The sequence below is a fragment of the Burkholderia sp. ZZQ-2 genome (genome assembly GCF_050768715.1).
Taxonomy (GTDB): domain Bacteria; phylum Pseudomonadota; class Gammaproteobacteria; order Burkholderiales; family Burkholderiaceae; genus Burkholderia; species Burkholderia cepacia.
Genome location: NZ_LDVA01000191.1, coordinates 1 through 18,804, shown reverse-complemented (window position 1 = coordinate 18,804; position 18,804 = coordinate 1). Strand labels below are relative to the sequence as shown.

The 18,804-nt window shown below is 69.0% G+C and carries 18 protein-coding genes; 7 read left to right on the top strand and 11 right to left on the bottom strand.

The genetic code is table 11. The features are described 5' to 3' along the window. A partial coding sequence (locus ABY44_RS12725) for an outer membrane protein assembly factor BamE (protein WP_431641265.1) occupies positions 1–437 on the bottom strand: 437 nt, incomplete at its 3' end. A 142-nt stretch (positions 438–579) separates the two neighbouring features. Here ABY44_RS12725 and fur point away from each other — a divergent pair. Continuing rightward, complete coding sequence (gene fur / locus ABY44_RS12720) at positions 580–1,008, top strand: ferric iron uptake transcriptional regulator (RefSeq protein WP_006400349.1); 429 nt, start codon at positions 580–582, stop codon at positions 1,006–1,008. Between the two features lie 227 nt (positions 1,009–1,235). Here fur and ABY44_RS12715 read toward each other — a convergent pair whose 3' ends face one another. The 3 genes from ABY44_RS12715 to ABY44_RS12705 form a co-directional block, all read right to left on the bottom strand. Beyond that, positions 1,236–1,760, bottom strand: a complete 525-nt coding sequence (locus ABY44_RS12715) for an ureidoglycolate lyase (RefSeq protein WP_027788390.1) — start codon at positions 1,758–1,760, stop codon at positions 1,236–1,238. Between the two features lie 14 nt (positions 1,761–1,774). Further along, on the bottom strand, positions 1,775–2,782 hold the full coding sequence (alc, locus tag ABY44_RS12710) for an allantoicase (RefSeq protein ID WP_060169927.1): 1,008 nt from the start codon (positions 2,780–2,782) through the stop codon (positions 1,775–1,777). A gap of 106 nt (positions 2,783–2,888) precedes the next feature. Further along, positions 2,889–4,211 (bottom strand): C4-dicarboxylate transporter DctA, encoded by a 1,323-nt coding sequence (locus tag ABY44_RS12705; RefSeq protein WP_021159282.1) that lies wholly within the window; start codon positions 4,209–4,211, stop codon positions 2,889–2,891. Positions 4,212–4,424: 213 nt separating this feature from the next. Between ABY44_RS12705 and ABY44_RS12700 the strand changes: the two genes are divergently transcribed. Then, positions 4,425–5,147, top strand: coding sequence for a FadR/GntR family transcriptional regulator (locus ABY44_RS12700; RefSeq protein ID WP_021159281.1), 723 nt, complete (start codon positions 4,425–4,427; stop codon positions 5,145–5,147). A 36-nt stretch (positions 5,148–5,183) separates the two neighbouring features. Here ABY44_RS12700 and cynR read toward each other — a convergent pair whose 3' ends face one another. Beyond that, positions 5,184–6,074, bottom strand: a complete 891-nt coding sequence (gene cynR / locus ABY44_RS12695) for a transcriptional regulator CynR (protein WP_027788392.1) — start codon at positions 6,072–6,074, stop codon at positions 5,184–5,186. 314 nt (positions 6,075–6,388) lie between these two features. Here cynR and ABY44_RS12690 point away from each other — a divergent pair, with 314 nt between their 5' ends. Continuing rightward, a complete protein-coding gene (locus tag ABY44_RS12690; RefSeq protein ID WP_060169925.1) occupies positions 6,389–7,588 on the top strand; it encodes an MFS transporter in 1,200 nt (399 codons plus the stop codon). Between the two features lie 105 nt (positions 7,589–7,693). Here the strand turns inward: ABY44_RS12690 and ABY44_RS12685 are convergent, their stop codons facing one another. The 4 genes from ABY44_RS12685 to ABY44_RS12670 form a co-directional block, all read right to left on the bottom strand. Next, the gene (locus tag ABY44_RS12685) at positions 7,694–8,752 is read right to left on the bottom strand and encodes an L-idonate 5-dehydrogenase (RefSeq protein WP_059484616.1); all 1,059 of its coding nucleotides are present in this window, start codon (positions 8,750–8,752) and stop codon (positions 7,694–7,696) included. A 10-nt stretch (positions 8,753–8,762) separates the two neighbouring features. Further along, positions 8,763–9,719 (bottom strand): 2-hydroxyacid dehydrogenase, encoded by a 957-nt coding sequence (locus tag ABY44_RS12680; protein ID WP_059697838.1) that lies wholly within the window; start codon positions 9,717–9,719, stop codon positions 8,763–8,765. A gap of 69 nt (positions 9,720–9,788) precedes the next feature. Then, entirely contained in the window at positions 9,789–11,237 is a 1,449-nt protein-coding gene (locus tag ABY44_RS12675) for an MFS transporter (protein ID WP_060169923.1), read from the bottom strand. Positions 11,238–11,390: 153 nt separating this feature from the next. Further along, positions 11,391–12,164 (bottom strand): SDR family NAD(P)-dependent oxidoreductase, encoded by a 774-nt coding sequence (locus tag ABY44_RS12670; RefSeq protein WP_027788397.1) that lies wholly within the window; start codon positions 12,162–12,164, stop codon positions 11,391–11,393. 151 nt (positions 12,165–12,315) lie between these two features. On the opposite strand from ABY44_RS12670, the gene ABY44_RS12665 reads away from it, so the two are divergent. Next, the gene (locus ABY44_RS12665; protein WP_060169921.1) at positions 12,316–13,206 is read left to right on the top strand and encodes a LysR substrate-binding domain-containing protein; all 891 of its coding nucleotides are present in this window, start codon (positions 12,316–12,318) and stop codon (positions 13,204–13,206) included. A 75-nt stretch (positions 13,207–13,281) separates the two neighbouring features. On the opposite strand, the gene gap is transcribed toward ABY44_RS12665, so the two are convergent. Together gap and tkt are read right to left on the bottom strand one after the other, a co-directional pair. Continuing rightward, positions 13,282–14,292 (bottom strand): type I glyceraldehyde-3-phosphate dehydrogenase, encoded by a 1,011-nt coding sequence (gene gap / locus ABY44_RS12660; RefSeq protein ID WP_006485712.1) that lies wholly within the window; start codon positions 14,290–14,292, stop codon positions 13,282–13,284. A gap of 86 nt (positions 14,293–14,378) precedes the next feature. Further along, on the bottom strand, positions 14,379–16,406 hold the full coding sequence (tkt, locus tag ABY44_RS12655; RefSeq protein ID WP_049098284.1) for a transketolase: 2,028 nt from the start codon (positions 16,404–16,406) through the stop codon (positions 14,379–14,381). A 259-nt stretch (positions 16,407–16,665) separates the two neighbouring features. On the opposite strand from tkt, the gene speE reads away from it, so the two are divergent. From speE to ABY44_RS12640, 3 genes are all read left to right on the top strand, one after another. Beyond that, positions 16,666–17,523: a polyamine aminopropyltransferase gene (speE, locus tag ABY44_RS12650; RefSeq protein ID WP_027788400.1), complete on the top strand. Its 858-nt coding sequence runs from the start codon at positions 16,666–16,668 to the stop codon at positions 17,521–17,523. A gap of 159 nt (positions 17,524–17,682) precedes the next feature. Then, positions 17,683–18,099 (top strand): VOC family protein, encoded by a 417-nt coding sequence (locus tag ABY44_RS12645; RefSeq protein WP_021159271.1) that lies wholly within the window; start codon positions 17,683–17,685, stop codon positions 18,097–18,099. A gap of 17 nt (positions 18,100–18,116) precedes the next feature. Further along, positions 18,117–18,804, top strand: a 688-nt coding sequence (locus tag ABY44_RS12640; protein ID WP_431641262.1) for a 16S rRNA (uracil(1498)-N(3))-methyltransferase, incomplete at its 3' end; no start/stop codon positions are given.

Sequence of the window (18,804 nt, the reverse complement as noted above, 5' to 3'; positions counted from 1 at the left end):
TCGGCGGCCTTCTTCGCCGCTGCGGCCGCCTTCGCCTTCTTGCCGCCACGGTCGCCGTCGATGTCGGCCAGCAGGTCGAGTTCCGAAGGCAGGTTGTCCGCCCCCGTCCAGCCCGCGACGCGATCGCCCGAGAACGTCACGACGAGATCGCGCTGCTGGACGACCGCCGTCGAGCCGCGCTTGAAGTAGAAGAGGTAATCCCAGCGGTCGGCGTGGAACATGTCCGCCAGCAGCGGGGTGCCGAGCAGCGCGCGTACCTGCTCGCGCGACATGCCGACCTGCAGCTGCGAGGCTTTCTCCTGCGACACGAAGTTGCCTTGCACGACGGTGATCCGGTAGGGGGTGATGCTCTGCGCGATGCGCTGCGTCACGCTGTCGTACGACGAACAACCAGCCAGCGCGGCAACGGCGGCGGCAGCGATGATGACACTCCGCATGCGGCTCCTCTGAAAGTGCGAAAGAGATTCTGGAATCATTTCCCTCACCGTGCAGGCCCGCGTCGCAGGCCGCGCGTGTTTCTGGAACGGCGAAAAGCCGGTAACATTGAAGCCCTGCATTGTACTCTAGGGATGCCTAGCCATGACCAATCCGACGGATCTCAAGAATATCGGGCTAAAGGCCACCCTACCGCGCCTCAAGATTCTCGAGATCTTCCAGCAAAGCCCGGTGCGCCACCTGACCGCAGAAGACGTCTACCGGAACCTGCTCAACGAGCAGCTCGACATCGGGCTTGCCACCGTCTACCGCGTGCTGACGCAGTTCGAGCAGGCCGGCCTGCTGTCGCGCAGCAACTTCGAATCCGGCAAGGCCGTGTTCGAACTGAACGAAGGCTCGCACCACGACCACCTCGTGTGCCTCGATTGCGGCCGGGTCGAGGAATTCTTCGACGCCGAGATCGAAAGCCGCCAGCAGGCGATCGCGAAGGAGCGCGGCTTCCGGCTCCAGGAGCACTCGCTCGCGATGTACGGTTCCTGCACGACCGAGAACTGCCCACACCGCAAGCACTGAAATCCAGCCGCGCGCGCGGCGCATGCAGGACGGCCCGGACGGCGATTCGCCTTCCGGGCCGTCTTCTTTTCGGGATACGCAGGAGGCGCCCGCCCGGGGAAACCGGCGGCGCACCGCCGCCCCACGGGCGGGCCCGCCCAGGCTTTCGCACACCCTTCGCGTTGCCTGCCCGGGCGGCGGCCCCGGGTGACATCAGGCCGCCGGAGGAGCCCGCCTGCCCGCCTTCGTCATGCCGCGCCCGCGCAGGCCGGTTCGAACTCCAGCGCCCATGCGCACTCGAGCGGGATTTCGTCGCAGTTCGGCTGCGGCCCGCCGCGATCGACGATCACGAAATCGCTGACCGCATCCAGCGCGAGCAGCGGATGGTGCCAGACGCCCTTCGCATAGTTCACGCCCTGCCAGCCTTCCGCGAGGAACGCGCGCATCGCGTCGGGGCGGAACTCGCCGGCCGGCGCGACGACGATCGCGTAACGCGACACCGCCGCGAGCGGGATGAACGCCTGGCTGCCATGCGGATGGCGCTCCATCAGCGTGACCGCAACCGGCAGCGCACGCGGCTGCGCGCGGAATACGCTGACGAGCGGGCGGCCGCCGTCCGCGCACACGTCGATCGTCGCGAGATCGTGGAAGCGCTCGGTCGTGCCGCCGTTGATCGGAAAATGGCGCGCGCCTTCGAGCGCGATCACGTCGCCGAACGGCGCGAACGCTTCGCGGGTCAGGCGCTCGACGCGCAGGATGCGGGATCCGCTCATGCCGTTGCCCTCCTTCAAGCCGGCTCGCCCCACAGACGCAGGCGCGACACGCCGCCGTCCGGGAAGATGTTGAAACGCACGTGCGTGACGGGGCCGAGCGCCGCAAGCTGGTCGAACGTGTGGACGTGGTCCATCGACAGCTTCTGCTCGCCGAGCAGTTCGGCCCAGAACATCGCCTGCGTGACGAGCGAGTCGTCGGTGCCGCCCGCCACCCTCGCGGCCTGCAGCGAGCAGCGGTCGGGGAAATTGCCCTTGAAGAACGCGGTATCGACCTCGACGCGCCGGATGATGCCCGGCCGCGCGAGCGCGACGATCGCCCAGTCGTTGCCGGGCTCGCGGCGGCGCCGCGTTTCCCAGCCGTCGCCCATGTTCGCGCCGCGCCCCGGCATCAGCATCTGCGATGCCGGGCCGAAGTGCTGGTTGTTCGCGGCCACCAGGTAGCCACCGTTCTCGATCGCCGCGAGATCGACGAGCTCGCCGGCCGGCACCTGGCGCCAGTCGCGCTGCGGCTGGCCGTACACGCGCAGCCGCGCGAGGCCGCCGTCCGGGTACAGGTTCACGCGCAGGTGCGTATAAGGCTGCGCATCGTCGACGCTCACGTAGCGATGCGAATTGCCCTGCAGCGTCGTCGCCGGGACGATCGTGCGCCATTCGGCGTTGTCGGACGGCGTGTCGCCTTCCGCGACGCACGCGTCGATCGACGCGGCCGGCGGAAAGTTGCCGGTGAAATGGCTCGTGTCGAGGTCGACGCCGTGAATCACGCCCGGCCGCGCGAGCCGCACCACGCAGAAGTCGTGGCCGGTCGTGCGCTTGCGGCGCGTTTCCCAGCCGTCCATCCACTTGCCGTGGTCGTCGTACTTGCCGGGGATGAACACGGCCGGCTCGGGATTCAGCATGCGCTCCTTCGGCGCGAAGAACTCGTCGCTGGCAAAGAGCGCCTGCGCCCCGAGGCGCGGGTCGGCGAGGTTCATGTAACGCCGCGTAAACGCCGGCGCATCCGGATCGAGGATGGGGGCTGCCATGTCGTCTCCTGTAGTTTGATGAAGGGCCGGCGCATCGAGGCGCCGGCCACATGAATGCCAGGTGCGCGTGGCGGCCCGGGGCAAGGCCGCCCGCGCGGGGTCGCGCTCAGAGCGCGTGAGCCTGATCGCCGGCGACCGGCGCCGTGCGGTCTTCCTCTTCGGCCGGCACGTAGCGCAGCTCGCGGTTCAGCACGCGCTTCGCGCGGGCCCGGTCGATGTCGTTCTCCCACACCGCGACGACCACCGTCGCGACGCAGTTGCCGATCAGGTTGGTCAGCGCACGGGCGATGCCGACGAACCAGTCGACCGGCAGGATCAGCACGAGGCCGAGCACGGGAATCGCGGGGATCGCCGACAGCGTCGCCGCGAGGATCACGATCGCCGAGCCCGGGATCCCGTGCGCGCCCTTCGACGTGACGAGCGACACGAGCAGCACGACGATCAGGTCGTGCGTCGACAGCGGCGTGTTGGTGGCCTGCGCGATGAACAGCACGGCGAGCGTCAGGTAGATCGAGAAGCCGTCGAGGTTGAACGAATAGCCGGTCGGGATCACGAGGCCGACCGTCGAATCCTTCACGCCCATGTATTCGAGCTTGCGCATCACCTGCGGCAGCACCGCGTCCGACGACGCCGTGCCGAGCACGATCGACAGTTCCTCGCGCAGGTAGCGGATCAGCTTGAACACCGAGAAGCCCGCGAGCCGCATCACCACGCCGAGCACGACCGTGACGAACACGAAGCAGCTCAGGTAGAACACCGCGACCAGGTAGCCGAGCTGCTTGAGCGACGCGACGCCGTACTTGCCGGTCGTGAACGCGATCGCGCCGAGCACGCCGAGCGGCGCGAGCTTGATGATGAAGCCGATGATCCGGAAGAACACGTGCGACAGTTCCTCGATCAGCGAGTTGACGCGTTGCGCCTTGTCGCCGAGCAGCGACAGCGCGGAACCGAACAGCACCGCGAACACGAGGATCTGCAGGATGTCGCCCTTCGCGAACGCGTCGATCGCGGTCTCGGGGATGATCTTCATCAGGTAGCCGGCCGTGTCCTTCAGGCTCTCGGCGTTCTTCGCGTACGACGCGAGCGACGACGCGTCGAGCGAGCGCAGGTCGATGTTCATCCCGACGCCCGGGCGCGTGACCCACGCGAGCACGAGGCCGATGCCGAGCGCGAGCGTCGTCATCACCTCGAAGTAGATGACGGCCTTCAGGCCGACCCGGCCGACCTTCTTCAGGTCGCCCGCGTTCGCCATCCCGCTGACCACGACGCAGAACACGATCGGCCCGATCACCATCTTGATGAGCTTCAGGAAGCCGTCGCCGAGCGGTCGCAGCGACTCGGCAAAATGCGGGAAGAACGCGCCTAGCGCGATCCCCAGGATCAATGCGACGACTACCCGGCCAAACAGCGAATTGAGGAATTTCGACACGGCGCTCTCCCGATCCAACGGTTGCAGTTTCGTCTGTTCATACTGGTAAGACCAGTGATGTTATGGTCGATAGTAGGAAGCCGATATAGTGGCGTCAAGGACGGACAAAATAGGGATTTCCCACCCCCTCCCTACCCGCCTGACACGCACCGGACAGGGGCAGATCGTGGCTTTCCCGTAGGGCGTCCATGCACCGCCTGCGTGCGGATTACAATGCCGGTCAGACCGGCCAAAGTTCACCTCATGAAAAACGTTCCGCATACCGTGACCGACGCCGCCATCGCGACGATCCGCGACCGGATCGAGGCAGGCGTGTATCCGGTCGGCAGCCTGCTGCCGGCCCAGCGCCAGCTCTCCGAGGAGCTGGAGATCAGCCGCGCGTCGCTGCGCGAGGCGCTGTCGACGCTCGAGGCGCTCGGGATGCTGCGCATCCGCGCGGGCAAGGGCGTGTATGTCGAAAGCGCGCAGGCCACGGCCGCCCATGCGTGGCGGTTCGCCGAGCAGTCGTCGCCGCCCGATACCTACCAGATGCGCTACGCGCTCGAAGGATTCGCCGCGCGAATGGCCGCGCACGTCGTCACCGACGACGACATCGCGTGGTTCGAGGACAATCTCGCCGACCTGCACGTCGCGCTCACCGAAAGCGAGCTCGACGCGGCATCGCAGCTCGACTTCGACTTCCACATGCGGATCATCCATCTCGCGGGCAACGCGGCGATCGAATCGATCCTGCGCAGCAGCGCCGACATCATGAAGGAAAGCCAGCGCATGCCGTTCTACCGGCGCGAGCTGCTGCTGTCGACGTGGACCGAGCACCGCGCGATCGTCGACGCGCTGATCGCCCGCGATGCCGCCGCCGCGGGCACCGCGATCGAAACGCACATCGCGAACGCCGCGCAGCGCGCGGGCATCTTCTTCCCGACACCGCGCACCTGACGGCCCGGGCGGCCACGCGCCGCCCCGTCGTACCGGTCAACCTCCCGACGGATCGCGATACGCGAGCGCACGCTCGATGAACGCGCGCGCCGCGACGCTGCGGTACGCGCCCTTGCGTGTCAGCAGCGCAGCCGTGCGCGCGGGCAGCGGCGGATCGATCTCCAGCGCGCACAGGTCGGCACTCTCGCGCGCAACCGCGTCGGGCAGCACCGTCGCGAGCCGGCCGCACCGCACGAGCTCCAGCACCGCGCTGACCGTATTCGTCTCGATCGCGATCTTCGGCCTCGCGCCGTGCTCGATGAAATAGCGGTCGATGCTCTCGCGCGTCGCGAACGCGCGGCTCAGCAGCACCAGCGGCTCGCCGCCGAGCTCGGCCGGCGTCAGCGCGCGGCGCCGCCGCGCAAGACGGTGCGTGCGGCCCGTCACGAGCGCGAGCGGCTCGTCCCACAGCGGCAGTGCGTCGACGTCCGGCGCGCGCGGCGGCATGAACGCGAAGCCCGCGTCGAGCCGGTCGTCGGCGAGCAGCGCCTCGATGCGTTCCTGCGGCATCGCGTCGATCGTCAGCGCGACGTTCGGATAGTCGGCATGGAACGCGTCGATCAGCGAGCCGCTCAGGTAGGCCGCGAAGGTCGGCATCATCGCGAGCCGCAACGACCCGCCGCCGAGGCCGGCGACGTCGTGCAGCGCGCGCTGCCCCGTATCGAGTTCGTGCAGCGCGGCGCGCGCGTGGCGCGCATAGACCTCGCCGAACTCGGTGAGCTGCACCGTGCGGCCCGAGCGGTCGAACAGCTGCACGCCGAGCGTTTCCTCGAGCTGGCGGACCTGCTGCGACAGCGTCGGCTGCGACACATGCAGCGCGTCGGCCGCGCGCGTGAAACTGCGCTGCTCGGCGACGGCCAGGAAATAGCGGATGTGGCGGAGTAGCATGGCGGCCGACGTATTGGTTTTGCCAATGAAGAGCATAACGATCCAGTCTTGGACGCTATGGTTCGATTCCCGCATCATACGCACATCCGTTCCGGCGCATCGCACCTGCTTTCCGCACCGGAACGGCCCGCCCGGGCCCGCCTGCCTGCGCCCGCCGCACGACGATCCGCCGCCCGCCCGATCCGGGCCCGGCCGCGATCCGCCCGGCGCGCATCGGTTCACCGCCGATCCGTTGATGCCGGCCCCGATTTCCGTCACCCCGCGCAGCCGACAGCCCCCGTGCCGCCGGCCGGCGCCGCTGTTTTTTCGCGACCATGGAACCGCATCAAGACAACCATCCTCCCCTGACCCGCGGCATGACGCTGCTGTTCGCGTGCGCGTGCGGCATCGTCATCGGCAACATCTATTACGCGCAGCCGCTGCTCGCCGCGATCGCGCACAGCTTCGGCCGCGCGCCGACCGAACTCGGCTATCTCGTCACGCTGACGCAGCTCGGGTATGCGGCGAGCCTGCTGCTGATCGTCCCGCTCGGCGACGCGGTCAACCGCCACACGCTGATCGTGCGACTGCTGATGCTCAACGTCGTCGCGCTGGCCGCGGTCACGTTCAGCACGAACTTCACGATGTTCGTCGCCGCGAACGTCGCGGTCGGCTTCGTCACCTGTTCGACGCAGCTGCTGGTGCCGTTCGCGGCGTCGCTCGCCGACGCGCGCTCGCGCGGCCGCGCGGTCGGCACCGTGATGAGCGGGCTGCTGCTCGGCATCCTGCTCGCGCGCGTCGCGGCCGGTGCGATCGCCGACGGGTTCGGCTGGCGGGCCGTGTACGGCATCGCCGCGGTGATGGTGCTCGCGCTGACGGCCGTGCTCGCCGTGAAGCTGCCGAAGGATCGCCGCGACGCGCGCCTCGACTATGCGGCGCTGATGAAGTCGCTCGTCGCGCTGGTGCGCGCGCAACCGCTGATCGCGCTGCGCTCCGCCTACGGCGCGCTCGTGTTCGCGTGCTTCAGCCTGCTGTGGACGGGCCTCACGTTCCTGCTGAGCCAGCCGCCGTACAGCTATTCCGAAGGGCAGATCGGCCTGTTCGGCGTCGTCGGCGCGGTGGGCGCGCTCGCGGCGACGTCGGCCGGCCGGCTGGTCGATCGCGGACACGGCAATGCCGCGACGGGGTTGTTCGCGGCGGCCGTGCTCGCGTCGTTCGCGCTGATCGCGACCGGCGCGCACTCGCTCGCGGCGCTGATCGCGGGCATCCTGCTGCTCGACGTCGGCGTGCAGGGCGTCCACATCTCGAACCAGAGCGTGATCTATGCGCTGGCCGGCAACGCGCGCAGCCGCGTGACGACGATCTACCTGACGAGCTACTTCATCGGCGGCGCGCTCGGGTCGTTCGCGGCGAGCGTCGCGTACGGCATCGACGGCTGGCGCGGCGTGTGCATCGCGGGCGCGGCGCTCGCGGGCGTGCTGGTCGTGTCGTGGCTCGCGTCGCAGCGCGCCGGCGCGCGGCAGGTCACGCAGTAATTCAGCGGGGCGTTTTCTCGTCACCATGAAAAAGGGCACGCCCCGCGAAGCGCGGGCGTGCCCTTTTCACGATCGCGTCGAGACAGTCGCGCCAGTGCGTGACCGTCACGCAGCCTCGTCGACGAAATCGATCAGCACCTTCATCGCACGCTGCCGGTCGCCGGCTAGTTCGAACGCGAGGTTCGCGTCGCGCATCGGGAACACGCGCGTGACGGCCGGCCGCAGGTCGACGCGCCCCGCATTGATGAGCTGCACCGCGAGCGCGAATTCCGCGTGAAAACGGAACGAACCGCAGATCGACAGCTCCTTCGCGACCACGACGTTCTGCGGCAGGCTGACGTCGCCGCCGAGCCCGAGCTGCACGACGACCCCGCGCGGACGCATCACGTCCAGCCCGTCGCGCAGCGCGCGCGCATTGCCCGAACACTCGATCATCACGTCGAACGTGCCCTTGTCGGCGCTGTAGCGCTCGACCCATCCGGCGTCGGCCGCCGCGTTGATCGTGCGGTCGGCGCCGAGCGCGCTCGCCACTTCCAGCGGCGCCTCGACGACGTCGGTCGCGACGATCTCCGCCGCGCCGTGCACGCGCGCCGCCGCGACGGCGAGCACGCCGATCGGCCCGCAGCCCGACACGAGCACGCGCTTGCCGATCAGCGGGCCCGCGCGCGACACCGCATGCAGCCCGACCGCGAACGGTTCGGCGAGCGCCGCGAGCGACATCGGCACGTGATCGGCAACCTTCACGCACTGCACCGCGTCGCACACGAGCGCGTTGCGGAATGCGCCCTGCACGTGCGGCATCCGCATCGCGCTGCCGTAGAAGCGCATGTCGAGGCACTGGTTCGGCAGCCCTTCGAGGCAGTAGCGGCACGCACCGCACGGCCGGCTCGGATTGACCGCGACGCGATCGCCGACCTTCACCGACGTCACGTCCGGCGCGACTTCCGCGACCGTGCCGGCGACCTCGTGGCCGAGCACCATCGGCTGCTGCAGCCGGATCGCGCCGAAGCCGCCGTGCCGGAAGTAATGGAGATCGGAGCCGCAGATGCCGCCCATCGCGACCTCGACGCGCACCTGACCCGGGCCGATCTCGCCCGCGTCCTGCTCTTCCACCCGCAGGTCGTTCGGCCCGTGGATCACGACACACATGCAACGCATACGCATGACAGCCTCCTCAGACGACCGGCGTGACCAGCGGCGCGCCGGCGAAGTGCGCGGCAAGGTTGTCGCGCACCAGCCAGCCCATCGCCTGGCGCGTCTCGATCGTGCCGCTCGCATGGTGCGGCTGCAGCAGCACGTTCGGCAACGCGAGGAAACGCGGGTCGATGCGCGGCTCGTTCCAGAACACGTCGAGCGCCGCACCGGCGATCGCACCACGCTCGAGCGCGTCGAGCAGCGCGGGTTCGTCGACGGTCGTGCCGCGCGACACGTTCACCAGATAGCCTTGCGGCCCGAGCGCGTCGAGCACGGCGGCGCCGACGAGGTGACGCGTCGCCGGCCCGCCCGCGAGCGTGACGATCAGCAGGTCGCACCAGCCGGCCAGCTCGGCGAGGTCGCCGAAGAAGCGGTGCGGGCTGTCCGCGCGCGGCGCGACGTCGAAGTAGCCGAGCTCGACGTCGAAGCCCGACAGCCGGCGCGCGATCGTCGAGCCGATCCGGCCGAAGCCGACCACGCCGACGCGCTTGCCGTACAGCCGCGTGACGAGCGGCATGTCGCCGTCGCGCCAGGCGCCGGAACGCACGTACGCGTCGCCGGCGCCGATGCGGCGCATCATCGCGAGCGCGAGCCCGACGCCGAGGTCGGCCACGTCGCCGGTCAGCACGTCGGGCGTGTTCGTCACGCGGATGCCGCGCTCGCGCGCGGCGGCCAGGTCGATCGCATCGGTGCCGACGCCGTAGCACGCGATGATCTCGAGCTTCGGCAGCGCGGCGATCAGCGCGGCATTCGCGCCGAGATCGCCGCGCGTCGCGATCGCGCGCACGCCGGCGCCGTGTTCGGCGAGGAACGCCGCGCGGTCGGCGGCTTCCCACAGCCGGTGGACGTCATAGCCTGCCGACAGCCATGCGTCGTCCCACGGCTGGTAAGGGCCCGTCATCAGCAGTTCGGGCCGCTGGGTCGATTCGTGCGCCATCTGCGCTTGCTCCTGTCGAGGTAAGTTGAATGCGAAGGCAGGCCGGGCCGCGTCAGCCGCCCGGCCCGTTCATGCATGCCGCGCGAGCGCATCGGCGCCCGGGGCCTGCGCCACCTGTGCCGCGTCGAGCGGATCGTCGAGATCGCGGTTCAGCGTTTCGGGCATCCGCGACGTCGTGAACAGCGTGATCAGCGTCAGCAGCACCAGGTACGCGGCGATCGGCACCCAGGCGCGCACGCCGGCCGCGTGATCGCCGCCGTGCAGCGCGATCACGGTCGCGATGATCGTCGCGCCGACGAGCGGCGCAATCCCGCCCGCGAGCACGGCCGACACTTCGCGCGAGAACGACACGCCCATGTAGCGATGGCGCGCGCCGAACAGTTCGGGCAGCAGCGCGGCCTGCGCGCCGAGCATCCCCCAGTTCGCGAAGCCCTGCGCGACCGAGATCGCGATCACGCTGGCGACCACGTTCCCCTGGCTGAAGATCCACCACACCGGGAACGCGAGCGCGAGCTGCAGCCACGCGAACGTGCGATACACGCGCACGCGGCCGAAGCGGTCGCTGAGCCGGCCCGCCAGCGGCACCGTACACGCGCCGACGGTCGCCGCGCACACCAGCGCGAGCGCGCCGATCGGCCCCTTCATGCCGATCACGCCCGCGAGATAGCTGACGGCGAGTGCCTGGTAGATCGACGAGCCGCCGTTCTCGGCCATCCGCAGGCCGATGCCGATCAGCAGCGAGCGCTTCGAATGCTGCACGGCGCTCTTCAGCGGATTCGCCAATACCTGCGCACGCTTCTCGAGCCGCACGAAGGTCGGCGACTCGTGCAGCCGCACGCGCATGTAGATCCCGACGGCGACGATCACCGCGCTGAACAGGAACGGCACGCGCCAGCCCCAGCCGTCGGTGACGCGGTCGAGGTTCGCGAGCAGCAGGAAATAGACCGCGGCCGCCAGCACCGTGCCGAGCTGGATGCCCAGGAACGGCAGCGACGCATAGAAGCCGCGCTTGCCGGGAGGCGCGTATTCGGTCATCAGCACCGCGGCGCCGGCCTGCTCGGCTCCGGCACCGAGGCCCTGCAGGATGCGCAGCAGCACGAGCAGCCCGGGGGCCCAGTAGCCCGCCGTTTCGAAGGTCGGCAGCACGCCGATCAGCGTGCTCGCGACGCCCATCAGCAGCACCGTCGCCGTCAGCACGAACTTGCGGCCGATCCGGTCGCCGAGCACGCCGAACACGACCCCGCCGAGCGGGCGCACCGCAAAGCCGACGAAGTAGGTGCCGAAGCTCGCGATCAGCCGCGTCTCGGCAGTCTGCGCGGGAAAGAACAGCGGCCCGAAAACCAGCGCCGATGCGAGCGTGTACAACGCGAAATCGTAGTATTCGAGCGCGCTGCCGAGCGAGCAGGTCCATGCCGCGCGGTTGAGCTGCTTCGTGTCGACGCCGCGGCGCTCGACGGTCTCGCCCGGCGCACCGGACCCTGCATCGTGCCGCGCGGGCGGCGGGGAAATGCGATCCATCGTTGTCTCCTGTCTCCTGCCTTCCGTTCCGGAACCCGGCGCGTACCGCGACCGGGACATCGGCCCGCTCGTGCGGCGGGCTCTTCTGGGAATTCGGATGCCGGCCGCGGCCGGCGCAACGGCGCTGCGCGCATGGCGCGCTCGCGCCGCCGCTCAGACGGCGCTGGTCAGGCCGCCGTCGACGAACAGCGTCTGGCCGTTCACGAAATCGGACGCGGCCGATGCGAGGAAGATCGCCGCCCCGCACAGCTCGTCGACGCGCCCCCAGCGGCCGGCCGGCGTGCGCTTGCACAGCCAGTCCGAGAACGCGGCGTCGTCGACCAGCGCGCGGTTGAGTTCGGTTTCGAAATAGCCGGGCGCGAGGCCGTTCGCCTGGATGCCGTGGCGCGCCCAGTCGGCGCACATCCCTTTGGTCAGCATCCGCACCGCGCCCTTGGTCGCGGCATACGGCGCGATCGTCGGCCGCGCGAGCTCGCTCTGCACCGAGCAGATGTTGATGATCTTCCCTCGGCCGCGCGCGATCATGTGCCGCGCCACCGCCTGCGCGACGTTGAACACGCCGTCGAGGTTCACGCGCATCAATGCCTGCCAGTCGTCGGGTTCGAATGCGTCGAGCGGCGCGCGGCGCTGGATGCCGGCGTTGTTCACGAGGATGTCGATCGCGCCGACGCGCGCCTCGAAATCGTCGATCGCCGCACGCACCTGCGCGTGCTCGGCGACGTCGAATACCGCGTAGTCGGCCGTGAAGCCTTCCTCGCGCAGATGCCGCACGAGCGTCGCGGCCTTCTCCTCATTGCGATCGTTGATGACGATCGCCGCGCCGGCTTCGGCCAGCCCGCGGGCAAGCGTCAGCCCGATCCCGCGTCCGGAACCGGTAATCAGTGCGCGGCGGCCGTCGAGGCGGAACCGTTCGAGCGCGTGGGTCATGCGTGTCTCCTCGTGCCAGTCGAGCCGGCGGCCCATCGCGGCCGGTCTCGCGTTGACGGTATCTTCGGCCGCCGGCCGGGCACCGCGCCAATGGTCTTTTTTGATCCGGTTATCATGAAATCTGATTACCGCCCACGCCTGCCCGCCGCCCATGGAACTCAAGCAATTGCGCGCCTTCGTCACGCTCGCGGAAGAACTGCATTTCGGGCGCGCCGCGCAGCGCCTGTTCATCGTGCAGCCCGCGCTGAGCATGCAGATCAAGGCGCTCGAGGAAGAACTCGGCGCACGCCTGTTCGAGCGCGACCGCCACAAGGTCGAACTGAGCGAGACGGGGCGCGTGTTCCTGCCCGAGGCGCGTGCCACGCTGCAGCAGGCCGCGCGCGCGGAACAGATGGCGCGGCTGTCGAGCCGCGGCGAGATCGGCACGCTGCGGATCGCGTTCGTGTCGTCGGTGCTGCCCGCGCTGCTGCCGGCCGTGCTGCGCACGATGCGCGAGCGCTATCCGCTGATCACGCTCGAACTGAAGGACATGCCGACGCCCGACCAGGTCGCCGCGCTGCGCGACCGGCGGATCGATTTCGGGATGATCCGGCTGCCGGCCGCGTATGCGGGCGTCGACACGCGCGTGGTGCTCGAGGAAGGCTTCGTCGTCGCGCTGCCGCTCGACCATCCGCTCGCCGCGCACGACGCCATCCCGCCGGCCGCGCTGCGCGGCCAGCCCGCGTTCGTGCTCGCGCGCCGCTACGCGCCGGGCTTTCACGACGACATGCTGCTCGCGCTGAGCCGCGCGGGCACGACGCTCGAGATCGCGCAGGAGTTCGGGGAGTTCACGACGATGCTCGCGCTCGTCGCGGCGGGGATGGGAATCGGGCTGATGCCGGCGGAGGCTGCCAGCGCGCTGCCGCCGAACGTGCTCGCGCGGCCGCTCGACCTGGCCGGGCACCGCACCGGTATCGGCCTCGCATGGACCGATCTCGACAGCCCGCTGAAGCGCGCGTTCGTCGACGCGCTCGAACACGTGACGGCGAACGCCGGGCAATAAAAAACCCGGCCGGAAAACCGGGCCGGGCTCGTTCGCCACGCCGGCCGCCTTGCGGCGGCCGCGCAACGTGCGGGATTACTTCGCGTTCGCGAATGCGACAGCCGTATCCAGCATGCGGTTCGAGAAACCCCACTCGTTGTCGTACCAGCTCGACACCTTCACGAGGCGGCCCGACACCTTGGTCAGCGTTGCGTCGAACGTCGACGAAGCCGGGTTGTGGTTGAAGTCGATCGACACCAGCGGTGCGTCGTTGTAGCCGAGGATGCCCTTCAGCGCGCCTTCCGATGCTTCCTTCATGATCGCGTTGACTTCCTCGACCGTCGTGTCGCGCTTCGCGATGAACGACAGGTCGACGATCGACACGTTGATCGTCGGGACGCGGATCGCGTAACCGTCGAGCTTGCCGTTCAGTTCCGGCAGCACGAGGCCGACGGCCGAAGCGGCGCCCGTCTTCGTCGGGATCTGGCTGTGGGTAGCCGAACGCGCGCGGCGCAGGTCTTCGTGATAGACGTCCGTCAGCACCTGGTCGTTGGTGTAAGCGTGGATCGTCGTCATCAGGCCGGTTTCGAGGCCGATCTTGTCGTTCAGCGGCTTGACGAGCGGCGCGAGGCAGTTCGTCGTGCACGATGCGTTCGAGATGACGGTGTGCTCGGCCTTCAGCACGTCGTGGTTCACGCCGTAGACGATCGTCGCGTCGACGTCCTTGCCGCCCGGTGCCGAGATGATGACCTTCTTCGCGCCGCCCTTCAGGTGCGCGCTCGCCTTTTCCTTCGTCGTGAAGAAGCCCGTGCATTCCATCACGACGTCGACGCCCAGCTCGCCCCACGGCAGTTCTGCCGGGTTGCGGTTCGCCAGCACGCGGATCTTGTCGCCGTTCACGACGAGGTAATCGCCGTCGACCGACACTTCGCCCGGGAACTTGCCGTGCGCGGTGTCGTACTGGGTCAGGTGCGCATTGGTCTTCGCATCGCCCAGGTCGTTGATCGCGACGATCTCGAGATCGTGCTTCTTGCCGTTTTCATAGAACGCGCGCAGCGTGTTGCGGCCGATACGGCCGTAGCCGTTGATTGCGACGCGAATCGTCATGGTCTATCTCCTGATGGCTGAAAAAATTCGTTTCGTGCAGCTTCACGTGCGACGCGCGCGAGGGGCGGCGCGCGTCGCGTATGTCTTTAGGCCAGCACGGCCTTGGCGGTCTCGACGACGTGCTCGACGGTGAAGCCGAAGTACTTGAACAGTACGCCGGCCGGTGCCGATTCGCCGAACGTGTCGATCCCGACGACGCCGCCTTCGAGGCCGACGTACTTGTGCCAGAACGCGGTCACGCCCGCTTCGATCGCGACACGGCGCACGCCGTGCGGCAGCACGCGTTCACGGTATTCGGCGTCCTGGCGGTCGAACACGTTGGTCGACGGCATCGACACGACGCGTGCCGCGATGCCTTGCTGCGCGAGCGGCTCGACGGCCTTCATCGCGAGTTCGACTTCCGAGCCCGTCGCGATCAGGATGATCTTGCGCGCGACGATCTCTTCGTCCCAGTCCTTCAGCACGTAGCCGCCCTTGTCGATGTTCGCGATCTGCGCATCGGTACGCGGGTTGAATGCCAGGTTCTGGCGGCTGAAGATCAGGCTCGACGGACGGTCGGCGGCGACCGCGTGGGTCCACGCGACGGCCGTCTCGACCGTGTCGGCCGGACGCCACACGTCGTGGTTCGGGATCAGGCGCAGGCTCGACACGTGCTCGATCGACTGGTGCGTCGGGCCGTCTTCGCCGAGGCCGATCGAATCGTGCGTGAACACGAAGATCGACGGCACCTTCATGAGCGCGGCCACGCGCAGCGCGTTGCGGCTGTAGTCGGAGAACGTCAGGAACGTGCCGCCGAACGGCTTGTGGCCGCCGTGCAGCGCGAGGCCGTTGATCGCGGCGCTCATGCCGAATTCGCGCACGCCGTAGTTGATGTGGTTGCCCAGCACGACGCCCGGGCCTTCCGGATTCGCGCGGACGGCCTTCGACGCCTTCCAGTTGGTCAGGTTCGAGCCGGTCAGGTCGGCCGAGCCGCCGAGCAGCTCCGGCAGCGCGGCAGCCAGCCCTTCGATCGCCTGCTGCGACGCCTTGCGGGTCGCAACCGTCTCGGCGCGCTCGTTCGCGCCGGCGATGATCGCCGCGGCCTTTTCAGCCCAGTCGGCCGGCAGCTTGTTGGCCATCCGGCGCTCGAATTCGGCGGCTTCTGCCGGGAACTTCGCGCGATAGGCGGCGAACGTCGCGTCCCATTCGGTTTCGGCGCGCTTGCCCGCTTCCTTCGCATCCCATGCCGCGTAGACTTCCTGCGGGATCACGAACGGCTCCCACTTCCAGCCGAGCGCTTCGCGCGTCTTCGCGATTTCTTCCGCGCCGAGCGCCGCGCCGTGCACGTCGTGGCCGCCGGCCTTGGTCGCCGCGCCCTGGCCGATCACCGTCTTGCAGCAGATCAGCGTCGGCTTGTCCGACAGCTTCGCCTTCGCGATGGCCGCGTCGACCGCGTCGACGTCATGGCCGTTCACGTTCGGGATCACGTTCCAGCCGTAGGCTTCGAAGCGCTTCGGGGTGTCGTCGTGGAACCAGTTCACGACGTCGCCGTCGATCGAGATGCCGTTGTCGTCGTACAGCGCGATCAGCTTGTTCAGCTTCAGCGTGCCGGCGAGCGAGCAGGCTTCGTGCGAGATGCCTTCCATCAGGCAGCCGTCGCCGAGGAACACGTACGTGTGGTGATCGACGATCTTCGCGCCATCACGGTTGAACTCGTCGGCCATCAGCGCTTCGCCGAGCGCCATGCCGACCGCGTTCGCGAGACCCTGGCCGAGCGGGCCGGTGGTCGTCTCGACGCCCGGCGTGATGCCGTATTCCGGGTGGCCCGGCGTCTTCGAGTGCAGCTGGCGGAAGTTCTTCAGCTCTTCCATCGGCAGGTCGTAGCCGGTCAGGTGCAGCAGCGAGTACAGCAGCATCGAGCCATGGCCGTTCGACAGCACGAAGCGGTCGCGGTCCGCCCAGTGCGGGTTCGTCGGGTTGTGCTTCAGGTGGCGCGACCAGAGCGCGACGCCGATTTCGGCCATGCCCATCGGCATGCCGGGGTGGCCGGAGTTCGCTTGCTGGACGGCGTCCATCGCGAGCGCGCGGATCGCGTTGGCCATCAGGGTGGTGGAGGCGGGAGACGAAGTCGTCATGTCGAGTCCGGAGAACGAGTCGAGGAAACGGGGCACGGCGGCATCCGGAAGCTCGGGCGTCGATCGTTCCCGGCGCGCGGTGCGGCGCCTGACGGACGCGAAGCGGACGGAGCCTACGGACGAGGCTGCAAAGCTCGTCATTTTAACAGATGGCCTGACATTTCCCTTGTCGGCGCGTAGTGTTCCGGCACGGTTTTCCGTCAAACCGCCCGCCTCCTATAATTCAGACGTCGGAACTCCCTGCCCTGGCGGCCCGCCCGTGAGCACGACCCTTCTCTTTCATCCCACGCCCGACGCCGCGTACGGCTTCCCGAACGCCCGTCGGCTCGCGCACGTCGCGTCGCCGCACCAGCAGATCGAAGTCTGGGAAACGCCGCAGCTCGGCCGCCTGTTTACGCTCGACGGCCGGCCGATGACGTCGGTCGGCGACGAATACGTGTATCACGAGTGCATGACTCACCCGGCCGCGCTCGCGCATCCGTGCCCGAGGAAGGCGCTCGTGCTCGGCGGCGGCGACGGCGGCGCGGCGCGCCAGTTGCTCAAGCACGCATGCATCGAGCGGATCGTCGTCGCGGAGCTCGACGACGAGGTGGTCGGCATGGCGCGTCGTTATCTCGACGACGTGCACCAGGGCGCGCTCGACGATCCGCGCGTCGAGGTCGTGATCGGCGACGCCGCGCATTTCGTCACGTCGACCGTCGAACACTTCGATCTCGTCGTGTTCGACCTCACGCCGCCCGATTCGCCGGCGGCCGGCCTCTATACGCGCGAGTTCTACGCGCGACTCAAGCGGATCCTCACGCCGTGCGGCGCGATCTCGATGCACCTCGGCTCGCCGCTGTTCCACACGGCGCGCATCGCCGCGCTGCTCGACGACCTGCGCGCGAGCTTCTCGGTCGTCGATCCGTTGTCCGCGCACGTGCCGCTGTACGGCTCGCAGTGGCTGATGGCGATCGCGAGCGACACGCTCGACGCGGCCGCGCTGTTCGCGCACGACGTCGACGAGCGGCTCGCCGCCCGCCGCGTCCAGGGTTTGCGCTACTACGACGCCCGGCTGCATGCGTCCCTCTTTGCCCTGCCGCGCGCGCTGCGCGATACACTGGGCGTTCGCCGCTGAGCGTCGGCGCGGCGCCTCGCTCCGCTTTCCCGTCGTGTCTTCGCAAAATGCGTGACGTGCGGCACGGGGCGAATCGCCCCGGACGCCGCGCCGCCCCCTGAACGAACGCCGAAGCATGGAATCAGCGCAAGCGCCGAAGCGCCCACACAGGAGATTTTCATGACCGATCCACGTCCGGCCAACGTGCCTTGGTTGACACCCTACCTGGCCGTACGCAATGCGCGCGCGGCCATCGATTTCTTCAAGGCCGCATTCGGCTTCGAGCTGCGCGACGTGCACGACGAGGACGGCGCGATCATGCACGTCGAGATGGCCTACCGCGGCCAGCTGATCGTGATGTTCGCGCCCGAGGGTGCGTTCGGCTCGACCGCACTCACGCCGAAGAGCGCGAACGCCACCGCGCCGCAGTCGTTCTACCTGTATGTCGACGACGTCGACGCCACCTGGCAGCGCGCGCTCGACGCGGGCGCGAAATCGCTGAGCCCGCCGCAGGATCAGTTCTGGGGCGACCGGTTCGCACAGATCGAGGATCTCGACGGCTACCGATGGGCGCTCGGGCGCCGTCTCGACGCATGACCCCAACCGCTACACGCATGAACGAAGCCACCACCACCGCGGCCGTGCCGCGCTTTTTCGTCGATGCGGCACTGCGCGCCGACGCCACGCTCGCGTTGCCGGCCGATGTCGCACGCCACGCGCAGGTGCTGCGCCTGCAGCCCGGCGACGTGCTCGCGCTGTTCGACGGCACCGGCGGCCAGTACCGCGCGCGGCTCGTCGAGATCGACAAGCGCAGCGCGCTCGCGCAGATCGACACGTTCGACCCGGCCGAAGCCGAGCCGCCTTATCGCGTGACGCTCGCGCAAGGCATCGCCGGCGGCGACAAGATGGACTGGGTGATCGAGAAAGCCGTCGAGCTCGGCGTTGCCGCGGTCGTGCCGCTGTCGACCGCGCGCGGCGTCGTGAAGCTCGCCGGCGAGCGCGCGGACAAGCGCGTCGCGCACTGGCGCGGCGTCGTGCGCGCGTCGTGCGAACAATGCGGGCGCAACCGCGTGCCCGACGTCGCGCAGGTCGCCGGCTTCAACGCGTGGCTCGATACGCTGCCGGCCGCACCGGCCGACGGCGAGCTGCGGCTGCTGCTGTCGCCGCGCGCGAGCATCCCGTTCGCGTCGCTGCCCGACGCGCCGCCTGCGGCAACCGTCACGCTGCTGATCGGGCCGGAAGGCGGGCTGTCGCCCGACGAGGAAAACGCGGCCCGCGCACGCGGGTTCACCGCGCTGTCGC

Excerpts from the sequence above, each read along its gene's own strand:
- ABY44_RS12670 (WP_027788397.1), bottom strand. The coding sequence starts at position 12,164 with ATGACCCACGCGCTCGAACGGTTCCGCCTCGACGGCCGCCGCGCACTG.
- tkt (WP_049098284.1), bottom strand. The coding sequence starts at position 16,406 with ATGACGACTTCGTCTCCCGCCTCCACCACCCTGATGGCCAACGCGATC.
- ABY44_RS12665 (WP_060169921.1), top strand. The coding sequence starts at position 12,316 with ATGGAACTCAAGCAATTGCGCGCCTTCGTCACGCTCGCGGAAGAACTG.
- cynR (WP_027788392.1), bottom strand. The coding sequence starts at position 6,074 with ATGCTACTCCGCCACATCCGCTATTTCCTGGCCGTCGCCGAGCAGCGC.
- ABY44_RS12645 (WP_021159271.1), top strand. The coding sequence starts at position 17,683 with ATGACCGATCCACGTCCGGCCAACGTGCCTTGGTTGACACCCTACCTG.
- ABY44_RS12680 (WP_059697838.1), bottom strand. The coding sequence starts at position 9,719 with ATGGCGCACGAATCGACCCAGCGGCCCGAACTGCTGATGACGGGCCCT.
- ABY44_RS12700 (WP_021159281.1), top strand. The coding sequence starts at position 4,425 with ATGCCGGTCAGACCGGCCAAAGTTCACCTCATGAAAAACGTTCCGCAT.
- ABY44_RS12685 (WP_059484616.1), bottom strand. The coding sequence starts at position 8,752 with ATGCGTATGCGTTGCATGTGTGTCGTGATCCACGGGCCGAACGACCTG.
- ABY44_RS12715 (WP_027788390.1), bottom strand. The coding sequence starts at position 1,760 with ATGAGCGGATCCCGCATCCTGCGCGTCGAGCGCCTGACCCGCGAAGCG.
- alc (WP_060169927.1), bottom strand. The coding sequence starts at position 2,782 with ATGGCAGCCCCCATCCTCGATCCGGATGCGCCGGCGTTTACGCGGCGT.
- ABY44_RS12690 (WP_060169925.1), top strand. The coding sequence starts at position 6,389 with ATGGAACCGCATCAAGACAACCATCCTCCCCTGACCCGCGGCATGACG.
- ABY44_RS12675 (WP_060169923.1), bottom strand. The coding sequence starts at position 11,237 with ATGGATCGCATTTCCCCGCCGCCCGCGCGGCACGATGCAGGGTCCGGT.
- fur (WP_006400349.1), top strand. The coding sequence starts at position 580 with ATGACCAATCCGACGGATCTCAAGAATATCGGGCTAAAGGCCACCCTA.
- gap (WP_006485712.1), bottom strand. The coding sequence starts at position 14,292 with ATGACGATTCGCGTCGCAATCAACGGCTACGGCCGTATCGGCCGCAAC.